The organism is Streptomyces sp. NPDC039465 (assembly GCF_055639315.1).
In genome coordinates, this window is the sequence record NZ_JBVKAP010000003.1 from 625479 (window position 1) to 639383 (window position 13905).

12 protein-coding genes are annotated in these 13905 nt (G+C 72.7%); 8 read left to right on the forward strand and 4 right to left on the reverse strand.

Going from position 1 to position 13905, the window contains the following annotated elements; all coding sequences use genetic code 11:
• Positions 1-32 precede the first annotated feature (32 nt).
• Positions 33-1733 (reverse strand): ABC transporter ATP-binding protein, encoded by a 1701-nt coding sequence (locus ACZ7LT_RS13250; RefSeq protein WP_471236110.1) that lies wholly within the window; start codon positions 1731-1733, stop codon positions 33-35.
• 233 nt (positions 1734-1966) lie between these two features.
• Between ACZ7LT_RS13250 and ACZ7LT_RS13255 the strand changes: the two genes are divergently transcribed.
• The 5 genes from ACZ7LT_RS13255 to ACZ7LT_RS13275 all read left to right on the forward strand — a co-directional run bounded on the left by ACZ7LT_RS13255 (position 1967) and on the right by ACZ7LT_RS13275 (position 7298).
• The gene (locus tag ACZ7LT_RS13255) at positions 1967-3034 is read left to right on the forward strand and encodes a FecCD family ABC transporter permease (RefSeq protein WP_471236111.1); all 1068 of its coding nucleotides are present in this window, start codon (positions 1967-1969) and stop codon (positions 3032-3034) included.
• Entirely contained in the window at positions 3031-4170 is a 1140-nt protein-coding gene (locus tag ACZ7LT_RS13260; RefSeq protein WP_471236112.1) for a FecCD family ABC transporter permease, read from the forward strand. The genes ACZ7LT_RS13255 and ACZ7LT_RS13260 overlap by 4 nt, the downstream gene beginning before the upstream one ends.
• Positions 4167-5039, forward strand: a complete 873-nt coding sequence (locus ACZ7LT_RS13265) for an ABC transporter ATP-binding protein (RefSeq protein ID WP_471236113.1) — start codon at positions 4167-4169, stop codon at positions 5037-5039. The genes ACZ7LT_RS13260 and ACZ7LT_RS13265 overlap by 4 nt, the downstream gene beginning before the upstream one ends.
• A 31-nt stretch (positions 5040-5070) precedes the next feature.
• On the forward strand, positions 5071-6654 hold the full coding sequence (locus ACZ7LT_RS13270; RefSeq protein WP_471236352.1) for an amidohydrolase: 1584 nt from the start codon (positions 5071-5073) through the stop codon (positions 6652-6654).
• Between the two features lie 152 nt (positions 6655-6806).
• Positions 6807-7298 (forward strand): GNAT family N-acetyltransferase, encoded by a 492-nt coding sequence (locus ACZ7LT_RS13275; protein ID WP_471236114.1) that lies wholly within the window; start codon positions 6807-6809, stop codon positions 7296-7298.
• Positions 7299-7325: 27 nt separating this feature from the next.
• Here ACZ7LT_RS13275 and argB read toward each other — a convergent pair whose 3' ends face one another.
• The 3 genes from argB to ACZ7LT_RS13290 are packed head-to-tail and all read right to left on the reverse strand — an operon-like array spanning position 7326 to position 9756.
• Positions 7326-8240 (reverse strand): acetylglutamate kinase, encoded by a 915-nt coding sequence (argB, locus tag ACZ7LT_RS13280; protein WP_471236115.1) that lies wholly within the window; start codon positions 8238-8240, stop codon positions 7326-7328.
• Positions 8241-8274: 34 nt separating this feature from the next.
• The gene (locus ACZ7LT_RS13285) at positions 8275-8994 is read right to left on the reverse strand and encodes a siderophore-interacting protein (protein WP_471236116.1); all 720 of its coding nucleotides are present in this window, start codon (positions 8992-8994) and stop codon (positions 8275-8277) included.
• Between the two features lie 45 nt (positions 8995-9039).
• Positions 9040-9756 (reverse strand): DUF2470 domain-containing protein, encoded by a 717-nt coding sequence (locus tag ACZ7LT_RS13290; RefSeq protein WP_471236117.1) that lies wholly within the window; start codon positions 9754-9756, stop codon positions 9040-9042.
• A gap of 235 nt (positions 9757-9991) precedes the next feature.
• Here ACZ7LT_RS13290 and ACZ7LT_RS13295 point away from each other — a divergent pair, with 235 nt between their 5' ends.
• The 3 genes from ACZ7LT_RS13295 to ACZ7LT_RS13305 are packed head-to-tail and all read left to right on the forward strand — an operon-like array spanning position 9992 to position 13903.
• A complete protein-coding gene (locus ACZ7LT_RS13295) occupies positions 9992-10852 on the forward strand; it encodes an ABC transporter ATP-binding protein (RefSeq protein WP_471236118.1) in 861 nt (286 codons plus the stop codon).
• On the forward strand, positions 10849-11829 hold the full coding sequence (locus ACZ7LT_RS13300) for an iron-siderophore ABC transporter substrate-binding protein (protein ID WP_471236119.1): 981 nt from the start codon (positions 10849-10851) through the stop codon (positions 11827-11829). Before ACZ7LT_RS13295 ends, ACZ7LT_RS13300 begins: the two co-directional genes overlap by 4 nt.
• Positions 11830-11833: 4 nt before the next feature.
• Positions 11834-13903, forward strand: coding sequence for an iron ABC transporter permease (locus tag ACZ7LT_RS13305; protein ID WP_471236120.1), 2070 nt, complete (start codon positions 11834-11836; stop codon positions 13901-13903).
• Positions 13904-13905: the final 2 nt, after the last annotated feature.

Sequence of the window (13905 nt, forward strand, 5' to 3'; positions counted from 1 at the left end):
TGTCACTCCCGTGCGGGCCTCGTACGTGGCCGTCATGCGAGCACCGCCCTGCGGTACGTCTCGTCGGCGGCGACGAGTTCGGCGTGGGGGCCGTCGGCCGTGACGGTTCCCTCGTCGAGGACGACCACCCGGTCGGTCACCGCGAGGAGGGCCGGGCTGGTGGTGATGAGGACCGTGGTCCGCCCCTGGCGGACCTCGCGCAGCCGGGCGGCGATCCGGGACTCGGTGACGGTGTCCACGGCGGTGGTCGGGTCGTGCAGGACGAGCACGGGGCGATCGGCGGCGAGCGCCCGGGCGAGCGCGACACGCTGGCGCTGTCCACCGGAGAGGGACCGGCCGCGTTCGGCGAGCAGGGTGTCCGCGCCGTCGGGCAGCAGCCGGGCGACCTCGTCCGTCGCCGAGGCGGCCAGGGCGTCGTCGACCGCTGTCGTGGCGGCGTCGGCGGCCCCTGCCCGTACGTTCTCCAGCAGGCTGCTCTCGAACAGGTCGGCGTCGTGGTGGGCGACCAGGACCGAGCGACGCAGCCCGTCGGGGTCGAGTGCGGTGAGCGGTACGCCGTCGAGCTCGACCGTGCCGTCGGAGGGGTCCGCCTCCCTGGCGAGGGCGAGCAGCAGGTCGTTGGCGGCGGCCGGATCCCGGGTGACGACGCCGGTGAGGCTGCCGGGGCGGAGGTCGAGGTCGACTCCGCGCAGGGTGCCCAGAGTCAGCCCGCGCAGCCGGATGTGGCCGGCGCCGGGGCCGGAGGGCTCCTGCTGCCCGCCCTCCACGGCCGGGGGCGAGGCCAGGACCTCGGCGATCCGGCGTGCGGAGGCGCGGCCCTGGGCGAGCTCCGCGTTGACGTAGGCGAGCAGCTGGAAGGGGCCGAGGAGGAACTGGGCGAGGCCCACCGCGGCGACCAGGTCACCGACGCTGATGGTGCCGTCCATGGCGAGACAGGCGCCCACGATGCCGATGACCGCGATGAAGACGCCGGTCAGGGCGAGGACCGCGCCCTCGTGTCCGGCCCGGCTGCGGGCCGCGCGTAGCGCCGCGGCGAGCGAGTCCTGACTGGTCGTGCGGTAGCGGCTGACGGCCGCCGCCTCGGCGCCCATGCCCTTGAGGACGCGCAGACCGGAGACGAGGTCGGCCGCGACGCCGGAGGCGTGGGCGGCGCTCTCCTGCTCGGTCTCGCTGCGGCGTTCGAGGGGCCGGCTGATGCGGTGCCCGAGCCACAGCAGCGGGGGTATGCCGAGCAGGACGAGCAGTCCGAGCGGAACGGAGATCCTCAGCAGTGCGACGGCGCTGATCACCAGCGCGGCGACCGCCGCGCAGCCGTACGCCAGCACGGTGGCCACCGAGCCCACGCGGCGGGCGTCGTTGGTGGCGATACTGGTCAGGGCGCCCGGCAGCCTGTTGGCGTCGGCGCCGCCCCGCGGGTCGAGCACCCGGGCGCCGAGTTCCAGCCGGAGCCGGTGCGCGGCGTGTTCGCCCGCGCCCTCGGCGATCCGGGCGCTGGTGCGGTAGCAGGTGGACAGGACGAGGAAGAGCGCCCCGAGCACCAGGAGCCACGTCAGCAGGGCCTGCGAGGAGCCGGTGGCCACCGCCGTGTCGATGGCGGCGCCGATGACCACGGGTACCAGGGCTTCACACCCCTGGTGGGTCATGCCGAGCAGGGACGCGGAGACCACCCGTCGGCGTTGTCCCCTGATCGCTCTGCGGAGGACGTGGCCCCCGGTCGGTCCTCCAACTGGCATGTGGTCCTCCGCCTGGAGATCTGAGAAAGTTAGGTAAGGCTACTCTTATCAGGTGTGGTGATCGCGGTGTCGCCGCAGGGCCCGCGGAGGCGGTCGTTCCGACGTCTACTCCCGCTGCGGGACCGTGCGTTGACCGGCTATCCACGTTCGGTTAGCCTCGCCTAAGTTGCAAGCCTCTTCCGCGTCTCACATCGCTCGCGGTACGCCTGAGTCACCGTCAGGGGGAATTGTCGTTGCCGGTCGAAACCCAGGCGGTGGCACAGGACCAGGCCGCCGCCGCGGCCGACACGCGCCCGGGCCGGGCCACCACGGCCCTGCGGGGAGCGGGTCTGCTGGCCGTGCTGGCCGCCCTCGTCCTCGTCGGACTGCTCGGCATATGGGTGGGGACCCGGGGAATCCCCTTCACCTCCACCTGGAGCGTGCTGTGGAATCCCGACCGGTCCGAGACCTCGATCATCATCCATGACTACCGCGTCCCCAGAACGCTGCTCGGCCTTCTCGTCGGCATGGCCCTCGGCCTCTCCGGCGCGCTGATGCAGGCCCTGACCCGCAATCCGCTCGCGGAGCCCGGACTCCTCGGCATCAGCCTGGGCTCCTCCGCCGGAGTCGTCGTGGCCATCGCCTTCCTCGGCGTGGGCTCCGTCCTCGGCTACGTATGGTTCGCCCTCCTCGGCGCGGCCCTGGCCTCCGTGGTCGTCTACGCGCTGGGTTCCTCGGGCCGCACCATCGCCACCCCCGACCGGCTCGTCGTCGCCGGCGCGGCGGTGACCGCCGTGCTGTACGCCTTCAACTCGGCGGTCCTGCTGCTCAATCCGAAGGCCTTCGACCAGTTCCGGTTCTGGACGGTCGGCTCCCTCGCCGGCCGCTACTTCGACGTCGTGTACGTGATCCTGCCGTTCATCGCCGTGGGGCTGCTGATCGCCCTCGCGCTCGCCCCCGCGCTCAACGCCCTGGCCCTGGGCGACCAGATGGGCCGGGCCCTGGGGGTCAACGTGACCAGGACCCGGGTTCTGGGAGCCGTCGGCGTCATGCTGCTGTGCGGCGCCGCGACCGCCGCCGCCGGGCCGATCGCCTTCGTCGGGCTCGTCGTTCCGCACATCGCCCGGTTCGTCGTCGGCCCCGACCAGCGGTGGGTGCTGGCGTACTCGATGCTCCTCGCCCCCGTCCTGCTCATCGGGGCCGACGTCCTGGGCCGGGTCCTCGGCGCGCCCGGCGAGGTCCAGGTCGGCATCGTCACCGCGTTCCTCGGGGCGCCGGTGTTCCTCGCGCTGTGCCGCCGTCGAAAGCTGGTCATGCTGTGAGCGACGTACGGGAGGCGGACGCCTCCACAGCCAGGGACGCCTCCACCACCAAGAGCTCCCCGGACCCTGGCCGCGGGTCCGCCGACCGACCGCGCGTCATCAGCGGCACGGTGCTGCGCACCCGGGGCGGCGCGCTGTCCGTACGGCTCCAGGGCCGGGCCGTGGCCGTCACGGCCGCCCTGCTCACCGTCCTCGTCGCCGTCATGCTCACCACGCTCACCACCGGCGACTTCGAACTGACCGTCGGCGAAGTCCTCGACGCCGTCTTCGGCAGCGGCTCCGGCGGCGCCGACTTCATCGTCAACACCCTGCGCATGCCCCGCCTGCTGACCGCGCTCTGCGTCGGGGCCGCCCTCGCCGTCAGCGGCGCCATCCTGACGAGCCTGACCGGCAACGCGCTGGGCAGTCCGGACATCATCGGCTTCACCAACGGCTCGGCCGTCGGGGCGCTCGTCGTCATCATCGTGCTGCACGGCAGCATGACCCAGATCGCGATCGGCGCCCTGATCGGCGGCCTCGCCACCGCCGCCGCCGTCTACCTGCTCATGCTGGGCCGCGGCCTGCAGGGCTTCCGCCTGATCGTCATCGGCATCGGCGTGAGCGCGCTGCTGCTCGCCGTCAACTCCTACCTGATCACCCGCGCGACCTTCCAGGAGGCCCTGGAGGCCCAGGCGTGGCTGATCGGAAGCCTGGGCAACAGAGGCTGGCAGCACGCCAACGCCATCCTCCTCGCCGTCGCCGTGCTGCTCCCGCCGGCATTCCACCTCTCCCGCCGGCTCTCCATGGTGGAGATGGGCGACATCACCGCCATGGCCCTCGGGGTCAACGTGACGCGCACGCGCGCGGTGCTGCTCCTCATCAGCGTCGCTCTCGCCGCCTTCGCCACGGCGGTGACCGGCCCCATCTGGTTCATCGCGCTGGCGGCGCCACAGCTGGCCCGGCGGCTGACCCGTTCGTCCGGCCCGGCGCTGCTGCCCGCCGCCGTCATGGGCGCCCTGCTCCTGGCCGCCAGCGACCTCGCCGCCCAGCGCCTGTTCGCCCCGGCGCTGCTCCCGGTGGGCACGGCGACCGGCACCGTCGGCGGGCTGTACCTCATCTGGCTGCTGATCACCGAGTCGCGAAAGAGCCGTGCATGACTGGAACGAACCCGCCGACGCCCCGGCTGCGCGCCGAGGACCTGACGCTCTCCTACGACCGGCGGACCGTCGCCACCCACCTCGGCGTCGACATCCCCGACCACTCCTTCACCGTGATCATCGGGCCGAACGCCTGCGGAAAGTCCACCCTCCTCAAGGCGCTCGCCCGGATGCTCAAACCGCAGCAAGGGCAGGTGTATCTCGACGGCGCGGCCATCGCCTCGTACCGCTCGCGCGAGGTCGCCCGCCGGCTCGGGCTGCTCCCGCAGTCCTCGACGGCGCCCGGCGGCATCACGGTCGGCGACCTCGTGGCCCGGGGCCGCTACCCGCACCAGGGGATGCTCAAGCAGTGGTCCGCCGAGGACGAGACCGCCGTCGTCGAGGCGATGCGCCAGACCGGCGTCCTCGAACTCGCCGCCCGGCCCGTCGACGACCTCTCGGGCGGCCAGCGCCAGCGCGTCTGGCTCTCCATGGTGCTGGCCCAGCAGACCTCCATCCTGCTCCTGGACGAGCCCACCACCTTCCTCGACATCGCCCACCAGGTCGAAGTGCTTGATCTGTGTGCCCAGTTGCACGCCCGTAAGGGGCACACGGTCGTGGCCGTGCTGCACGACCTCAACCAAGCGTGCCGCTACGCCACCCACCTCATCGTGATGCGGCCGGGCGGCACGGTCGCGGCGGTGGGCGACCCGGCCACCGTCATGACCGCCGAGCTGGTCGAGGACGTGTTCGGACTGCCCTGCCGGATCATCGACGACCCCGAGACCGGCACGCCCCTGATGGTGCCGGCCGCGCCCAGGCGCCACGATCCGGAGGACGGCGACGGTTCCGCCCGGGTTGCCGGCGCCGCGATGGCCGAACCCCGTTAGCGCCGAAACCAGTAAGGACGGACAGGCCATGATGCTCTGTACGAGGCTGACGAACGCGAACATCCTCACCATGGACCCGGACCACCCGGTCGCCCGCGACCTGGGCATCTGGCAGGGCCGCATCGTGGGCCTCGACGAGGCCGTGACCTCGCTGCCCGCCCGGGAGGTCGTCGACCTCCAAGGCGCCACCGTGCTCCCCGGTTTCATCGACAGCCACGTCCACCTGGCGTGGACGGGCCTGAAGGCGAGCTCCCCGAGCATCGCCGGCCTCCACAGCGTCGACGACGTCCTCCACGCCGTCGAGCGGGCCGCCTCCCACAAGCGCGCACCCGGCGAGTGGGTGCACATCGGCGGCTACGACCAGCGGGCCCTCGGGCGGCACCTGACCGCCGCCGAACTGGACCGCGTCAGCCACGGCCGCCGGCTGTTCCTCATGCACGACTCCGGCCACGCCTGTGTGGTCAACAGCGCCGTCCTCGACCTCCTCCCGGACGGCGTCCCCCACGACGACGGTCTCCTCGTCGAGGCCGCGATGGGTGCCGTACGCCGCCTGCGCCTGCCGTACTCGCAAGCGGAGCTCGCCGACGCGATCGAGCACGCCGGCCGCGCCTGCCTCGCCGAAGGCATCACGGCCTGCGCCGAGGCCGGTATCGGCAGCGGCCTGCTCGGCCACAGCCCCGTCGAGCTCGGCGCCTACCAACTCCTGCGGGACCAGGGCCGTCTGCCGCTGCGGATCCAGCTCATGCCGGGGGGCGACACCCTGCGGCCCGTCGGCGCCCATGAGCACGACGGCATCCCCCGCGGGCTCGACCTCGGGCTCCGTACGGGCTTCGGCGACGACTGGCTGTCCATCGGCGCGCTCAAGATCTACACCGACGGCGGCATGATGGCCCGCACGGCCGCCCTCACCGAGCCGTACGAGGGCATGACCCACACCGGCCGGCTCCAGGACGACCCCGAGCGCCTCACGGACCTCGTCGTGGACGGGCACCTCGCGGGGTGGCAGCTCGCCGTCCACGCCATCGGCGACCGGGCCGCGGACCTCGCCCTGGACGCCCTGGAACGTGCACAGAAGCTGCGGCCGCGCCCCGACGCGCGCCACCGCGTCGAACATGCCGGGCTCATCCGCCCCGACCAGCTCGCGCGCTTCGCCCAGCTCGGCGTCAGCGCGGTCGTCCAGCCCAACTTCCTCCGCTACTTCGGCGACGACTACGCCACCGTCATGGGGGAGCGGCGAGCCCCGTGGATGTACCGCGGCCGGGGCTTCCTCGACCACGGTGTGACGCTCGTCGGCAGCTCCGACCGGCCCGTCACGGACGGCTCCCCGCTGCGTGCCGTCCAGTTCATGGTCGAGCGGGCGTCCACGTCCGGCCGGCTGATCGGCCCCGACGAGGCCATCACCGTCGACGAGGCCCTGCGCGCCTACACCGTCGCCGGCGCCTACGCGTGCCACTGGGACGACAGCGCCGGCACCCTCGCCCCCGGCAAGCGGGCGGACGTGGTGGTCCTCGGCGACGACCCGCGGCGCGTCGATCCCTCCCGGATCGGGGACATCGAGGTGGTGACGACGCTCGTGGACGGCCGTGACACGAAGGAGTTGTGGCAGACGGCGTGAGCGACGTGACCCAGCGAGCGGACGCCCACAACCAGGCTTCCCAGCTTGGAGATTGACTTAGGTAAGGCTAACCTTAGTTGCACCTGTTCCGCTGGAGTGTCGCGGCGATCCGGCCGCCCCTTCGCGCACGGTGGAACCGAGGAAGGAACGCCTTGATCACGGCCCCGCCACCCCCCGCCGCCCTCCATGTGCGCCCCGCCCGCCCCGGCGACGCGGCCGCCCTCGCCGCCGTCTCCGAGCCGTTCGTCCGCTCGGGAGCGCTGCGGGAGCGGCCGTTACGCCTCTACGCCGCCCACGCGGCCGACTTCCTCGTGGCCGAGGCGCACGACGGCTGCCTCGAAGGCTGCCTCGCGCTGCGCCTGCACCCGGCCGCGGCCCCCGACGGGCGTCCCACGGGGGTCCTGTACAACTTCTGCGTCGCCCGGCACCGCCAGGGAAGCGGCCTCGGTGCACGGCTCCTGGGTGCCGCCCTGGCCAAGGCGCGGACCCAGTCGCTCGCCGCGCTGTTCACCGCGACGACCGGCAGCGGGCGTCTCTTCCTGCGGTACGGCTTCGCCCCCGCCCCCGCGAGCACTGCCCCCCCGGCATGGGCGCGAGCCCTGGACCCGCGACGCGGGGCGCGGGTCCTCGTCCGTACGCTCTGAGCGCGCGGGCCGGGCGGCCCGCGCATGTCACCGACCGACGGGGGCGTTCGACGGTACGTCGTCCGGGACGACCGTCGTTCCCGGGCTCTTCTCCGAGAGGACGCCGTCCAGCACCGCGTGCGGGACCCGGCCGTCGAGGACATGAGCCCGGCCGACCCCGGACCGGACGGCCCGCAGGCAGCCCTCCATCTTCGGAAGCATCCCGCTCGCCAGCCCCGGAAGCAGCGCCCCGAGCTCGGCGGCGGTCAGGTGCTCGATCACCTCCGTGCTGCGCGGCCAGTCCGCGTACAGCCCCTCGACATCGGTGAGCATCACCAGCCGGTCGGCGCCGAGGGCGACCGCCAGCGCCGAGGCCGCGAGATCGGCGTTGACGTTGTACACCTGGCCGTCCGTGCCGCGCGCGACGGGGGAGACGACCGGGATACGTCCCTGGTCCAGCAGCGCCCGTACGGTACCCGGGTCCACGGCCACGATGTCGCCCACGAGGCCGATGTCCACGAGCCGCCCGTCCACCCGGGCCGGGCGCCGTACGGCGGTCATCGTGTGGGCGTCCTCGCCCGACAGGCCCACGGCGAAGGGCCCATGGGCGTTGATCGCGCCGACCAGCTCTCGCTGGATCCGCCCTGTCAGCACCATCCGCACGACGTCCATGGTCTCCGGGGTGGTCACCCGCAGGCCGGCCTCGAACCGGCTCTCCAGCCCGAGCCGCTCGAGCATCGTGCTGATCTGCGGGCCGCCGCCGTGCACCACGACCGGCAGCAGGCCGGTGTGCCACAGCTCCACGATGTCCTGGGCGAACGCCTGCTGGAGGGTGTCGTCCACCATGGCGTTGCCGCCGAACTTGACGACGACCGTCCGGCCCTGGAGCTCCTCCCGCCAGGGCTGGTCCCCGGCGGCGAGCGGATCGGCCTCGGTGGCCGGCTGTCCGACGGCGGTACGCATCTGTGTCCCTGCTCCGTTCATGAGGGCCGCTTTCTCAGGTCGCTCGCCAGTAGCCGAGAGCGTGCAACCGCTCTTTGGGCACGGCGAGTTGTTTGCGGGCGAAGGTGGCCAGCGAGCGTGTGGTCGTGGTGTCGCAGGCGATCCAGAGATAGGAGCCGTCGTCCAGGAGCTCCGGCAGTGCGCGCCGCACCGTGTCCACGAGATGGGCTCCACCGTCCTGTCGTGGCACCCGGACGACCTCGTGGTGCGCCGAGCCGGGGCGGGGCGGGTGGTCGTCGTCCAGGGGATGGGCCGTCTCGAACCATACGGTCGCGGGAGTCAGCGGCATCGCGCCCAGGAGCGAGTCGATGGCGGGCCGGGACGCCGGATCGCCCACCATGAGAAGCCGCGACGGCAGGGGGTCCGGCGCGTCGAACTCCGAGCCCTGCACGGTCGCTTCGACGGTGTCGCCGGGCCGGGCGGCGCGGGCCCAGTCGCTGGCGCATCCCGCGTGAAGGACGAAGTCCATGTCGAACGTGCCGGCGGACGGGTCAGGGTTGACCAGGGTGTAGCCGCGCTGATGGGGCCGGCCCGCGTTGTCGAACCAGAGGCGGACCCACATGGTCGGGTGCGTGCCCGTCGCCCGGAGCATGCCTCCGTCGCTGAAGGACAGGCGGTGGAGCCGGTCGGAGATCCGCGCGTTGTGCCGGACCGTGAAGGTGAAGTCCTTGCCTCGCATGAGCTTGAGGACGGCGCCCTGCCAGCCGTGTCCCATGTCGTTCCCCCGAGGGTGTTGGAGTGGATGAGCGGTGCGATGCGGTCAGGGGCGGGTGGACGTGTGATGCCGGTGCGGGCACTCACGCGGCGCGGTGAGGAGCTGCCGGATCCGCTCGCCGGCCTCGGCGGCGTCGCGCGCGGGCGCCGGGAAGAGCAGCCGGACGTCGCAGTGTCCGACGGCGTACTCACAGCGCAGGGTGATGGCGTGACGGTCCAGGGCGTACGGCAGGGCGCGGACCATGCCGTACGGCAGCCGGTCCCCGGCGAGGCCGACCAGGTCGCTCATCAACTCCTCGTGCGCGTCGACGAGGTGGGTCAGCATGGCGGCCTCCTCGACGGCGAGGGGGTCGGGCTCGGCCAGGGCGACCTCGTCCAGGCCGACGTCCACCGCGCCCGCCGGTGTCCGGAGCCAGACGCGCGCGGTGTCGAGCCGCAGGCTGCCGCCGGCCGCGGGGGCGAGCCATCCGGAGACGGTCACCCTGGCCCGTACGCGGTCACGGACCGCGGTGGGGGCGATGTCGGTGAACTCCAGCAGGGCGGCCAGGCTGCCCCGCGGCGTTTCGGCGGCCTCCTGCGCCAGCGGGCTGTCGGCCGGAGGGTGGAGCACGATCCGCCCCCGTGCGCTGACGGAGTGCATGCCGATCAGGTCGTAGTCCTGCCCGGCGGTGGTGAGGGACAGCGAAACCGCGCGTGCCAGAACAGAGCGCACCCGCTCTGCGGGGGTGGGCTCGGGCAGGGCGGTGGCGGCGTGAGTGCTCAACGGGACTCCATGCGGGACGGGTTGACCCGTACGTCCAGACGCAGGTGCGCGGACAGTAGGTCTATTGAGGTAAGGCTAACCTTACTTCTCTCGCCGTGGCGCTGAAGTGGGCGGGGGTGAAGGTGACCCACGTCACCCGCGCGGCCCTGACTGCGAGGGTGGCTGATTTTCCTCTTGCGGCCGCCCGGCAGGACACCCTTTCCCGCATGAGTAAGGCTAGGCTAACCTCTGCTGCGTGCATCCAGGTGAAGAGACAGCCGCGGCCGAGCGCCCCCGTGGCCATGAACTGTCGGCGACGGGCGTCACGGTGGCCTACGACGGCGTCGATGTCGTCCACAACGCCTCGATGACGCTGCGCCCCGGTGAAGTGACGGTCCTGGTCGGACCGAACGGCAGCGGGAAGTCGACACTCCTGCGGACGATCGCCCGGCTGCAGCGGCCCAGGACCGCCACGCTCGTCATCGACACCGACACCGACGGCCTCGCTCTGAGCCCCCGTGAGTTCTCCCGCCGCGTCGCCCTGCTGACGCAAGGGCGCCCCACGCCCGGCGGACTGACCGTACGGGACGTGGTCGAGTTCGGCCGCTACCCGTACCGCGGGCGCTGGGGCAAGGCGGACCCGGGCGGCCGGGCCGCGGTCGACCGCGCGCTGGCGATGACGGGCGTCGCCGAGCTCGCCGAACGCGGCGCCGAGCACCTCTCCGGAGGGCAGCTCCAGCGCGTCTGGCTCGCCGGCTGCCTCGCCCAGGAAACCGGCGTACTCCTCCTCGACGAGCCGACCACCTACCTCGACCTGCGGTACCAGGTCGAACTCCTCGATCTCATGCGCGACCTGGCGGACGACCACGGCATCGCCGTCGGCGCCGTCCTGCACGACCTCGACCAGGCCGCGGCCGTCGCCGACCGGATCGTCCTCCTCCAGTCGGGACGGATCGTCGCGGACGGCCTCCCCGAGGACGTACTGACCGGCGAGCGCCTGACCGACACGTACGGCATCCGCATCGAGGTCGACACAGACCCCCTCACAGGCCGGCTGCGCACCCGCGCGCTCGGCCGGCACCACATGCGAAGCGAAAGGCTCAGCACCACCTCATGAGACGCCTCCTCCTCACCGCGGCGGCCGCCACCGCCGCGGCCCTCACCATGACCGCCTGCGGGACGACCGAGCCCGCCGCCGACGACAAGGTGAAGAAGACCGCCGAGCGCATCACCCTCACCGACGCCTCCGGCGCCAAGGTGGAGCTCGACGGCCCCGCCAAGAAGGTCGTCGGAACCGAGTGGAACGTCGTCGAGAGCCTGATCTCGCTCGGCGTCGACCCCATCGGTGTCGCCGACGTCAAGGGCTACAAGACCTGGGACACCGCCGTCCCGCTGAAGAACGACCCCAAGGACATCGGCACGCGCGGCGAGCCGAGCATGGACACCATCGCCGCCCTGGCGCCGGACCTCATCGTCGCCACCACCGACCTCCCGCCGGCCGCCGTGAAGCAGCTGCGGAAGGTGGCCCCCGTGCTGGCGGTGCGCGCCGCCGACGCCGCCGACCCCATCGGGCAGATGACGAAGAACCTTGACCTCATCGCCCAGGCCACCGGCACCACGGACAAGGCCGGCAAGGTCAAGAAGCAGTTCGACGCGAAGGTCGAGGAAGGCCGCAAGGCCCTCGCTGCCGCCGGTCTCGGCGGCGCGAAGTACGCCTTCGCCGACGGCTACGTCGTCTCCAACCAGGCCTCGATCCGGCCGTTCACGAGCGGTTCGCTCATCGGGGCGGTCAACGAGAAGATCGGCCTGAAGAACGCCTGGACGGTCAAGGGCGACCCGGCCTACGGCCTCGGCACCACCGACGTCGAGGGCCTCACCAAGCTCGGCGACGTGCACTTCGCCTACATCGGCAACGACGGCGACAAGGCCAGCACGCCCTTCACCGGCGTCCTGGCCAAGGACAAGGTGTGGACCTCGTTGCCGTTCGTCAAGAAGGGCAACGTCCACCGCCTGCCCGACGGGATCTGGATGTTCGGCGGGCCCGAGTCGATGGGCAAGTACGTCGACGCCGTCGTCGCCACGCTGACGAAGTAGCACCATGGCCGTCACCGCAACGACTCCCGTCACCCGTCCGTCGGCGGCCACGTCCCGGACGGGCGCGGCCGCGGTGACGGCCGCCCTGTCCCTGCTCGTCGTGGGCCTCGCGATCGCCGACATCACGCAGGGCACCGCCGCGGTCGGCGCATCCGAGGTCTGGAAGGCGCTCACCGGCCAGGCCGACCCGGCCGACGCCTCCGTCGTCATCGCCTCCCGGCTGCCGCGGGCCGCCGCCGGGCTCCTCGTCGGAGCCGTACTCGGCATGGCGGGCGCCGCCCTGCAGGCGGTCTGCCGTAACGTCATCGCCTCACCGGACACCCTCGCGGTGAACGCCGGCTCCTACTTCGCGCTCGGTCTGGCCTCCGTCACCGGCGTCTCACTCCCGCTGTTCGCCTCCTCCGGCATCGCGTTCGCCGGCGGCCTCGCCGCGGCGGCCGTCGTCCTCGGCCTGTCCGGGCTCCAAACGGGCACCGTACGGCTCGTGCTCGCCGGCAACGCACTCATGCTCGGCCTCACCGCCGCCACCGAAGGCCTGCTCCTGCTGTTCCCCCAGCAGACCGAGGGCGTCTACCAGTGGAACCAGGGCAGCATCTCCCAGAACGGGTTCGACGGCGTGCTGCAGATGGCGCCGGTCGCCATCGCCGGCCTCGTCGGGCTGCTCCTGATCGCCCGCCGGATCGACGCCCTGGCCCTCGGCGACGACGCCGCCCGCGGCCTCGGCGTCCCGGTCCGCGCCACCCGCGTCACGGCGGTCGTGTTCGCGGCGCTGATGTCCGCGGCGGCCGTCACCCTCGCCGGCCCGATCGGCTTCGTCGGCCTGTGCGCTCCCGCGCTCGTACGTCCCCTGGCCCGCCGGGTCCGCGGATTCACCCGCACCCGCACGAGCCTTCCTGTCACCGGTCTCGCCGGTGCCGCGCTGGTCCTCGGCTCCGACGTGCTCCTGCGCACGGTCGTGCCGGCCGACGTCGCCGTCGCCGTGCCGACCGGAGTCATCACCATGCTGGTCGGCGCCGTCTTCCTCGTCGTCATGGCCACCCGGGTCCGGGACACCGCCGGAGCGGCCGCGGCCGAACGGCTGCGCATCAGGAGCCGGACCGTCTTCCTCACCACCACGGCCGCCCTGGTGGCCGTCCTCGTCGGCGTCACGATCGCCGCCGTGCTCCTGGGCGACAGCAAACTGCTGCTCGGTGACGTGGCGAACTGGGCGCAGGGCCGGGCCGGCCGGACCGTCACGTTCGTCCTGGATACCCGCGTGCCGCGCGTCCTCGCCGCCCTCCTCGCGGGAGCTGCCCTCGCCCTGGCGGGAACACTCGTCCAGGCCGTGACCCGCAACCCCCTCGCGGAACCAGGCGTCCTGGGTGTCTCCGGAGGTGCCGCGGTCGGTGCCGTGCTGCTCGTGACGACGCTTCCCACCGCGGCCGGATCGTGGAGCCTGGCCGCCGCGGCGCTCACGGGTGCCGCGGCCAGCTCCGTCCTCGTGTTCGGGCTCGCGGCGCGGGGCGGATTCCAGCAGAACCGGCTCGTCCTCGTCGGTTTCGGCGTCGCCACCGGGTCCGCCGCCCTGATCAGCCTGATGATCATCCTCACCGACCCGTTCAACGCGACGAAGGCGCTCACCTGGCTGTCGGGCTCCACCTACGGCCGGTCGCTGCCCGACGTGGCGCCCCTCGCGGTCGTCCTCGCGGTCGGTGTGACCATCGCGGCCATGCGGCGTACCGAACTCGACCTCGTCTCGCTCGACGAGGACACCCCCCGGCTGCTCGGACTCGACCTGGGACGCGGACGCCTCGGCTTCCTCGTGCTGAGCGTCCTGCTCAGCGCGACCGCCGTGGCCGCCGCGGGGACCATCGCCTTCGTGGGGCTCGTGGCACCGCACGCGGCACGCGCCCTCGTCGGCCGGCAGCACGCCCGAGTGGTGCCGGTCTCGGTGCTCCTGGGCGCCGTTCTCGTCTGCACCGCCGACCTGGTGGGCCGGACCGTCATCGCACCGGCCCAGCTCGGCGCCGGTCTCATGACCGCCCTGATCGGCACGCCGTACTTCCTCCACCTGCTCGTACGCAGCCGCCGGTAGGC

Bases quoted from the DNA above. Each gene is read 5' to 3' on its own strand.
- ACZ7LT_RS13250 (WP_471236110.1), bottom strand. From the start codon at position 1,733: ATGCCAGTTGGAGGACCGACCGGGGGCCACGTCCTCCGCAGAGCGATC.
- ACZ7LT_RS13265 (WP_471236113.1), top strand. From the start codon at position 4,167: ATGACTGGAACGAACCCGCCGACGCCCCGGCTGCGCGCCGAGGACCTG.
- ACZ7LT_RS13270 (WP_471236352.1), top strand. From the start codon at position 5,071: ATGCTCTGTACGAGGCTGACGAACGCGAACATCCTCACCATGGACCCG.
- argB (WP_471236115.1), bottom strand. From the start codon at position 8,240: ATGCGTACCGCCGTCGGACAGCCGGCCACCGAGGCCGATCCGCTCGCC.
- ACZ7LT_RS13285 (WP_471236116.1), bottom strand. From the start codon at position 8,994: ATGGGACACGGCTGGCAGGGCGCCGTCCTCAAGCTCATGCGAGGCAAG.
- ACZ7LT_RS13300 (WP_471236119.1), top strand. From the start codon at position 10,849: ATGAGACGCCTCCTCCTCACCGCGGCGGCCGCCACCGCCGCGGCCCTC.
- ACZ7LT_RS13305 (WP_471236120.1), top strand. From the start codon at position 11,834: ATGGCCGTCACCGCAACGACTCCCGTCACCCGTCCGTCGGCGGCCACG.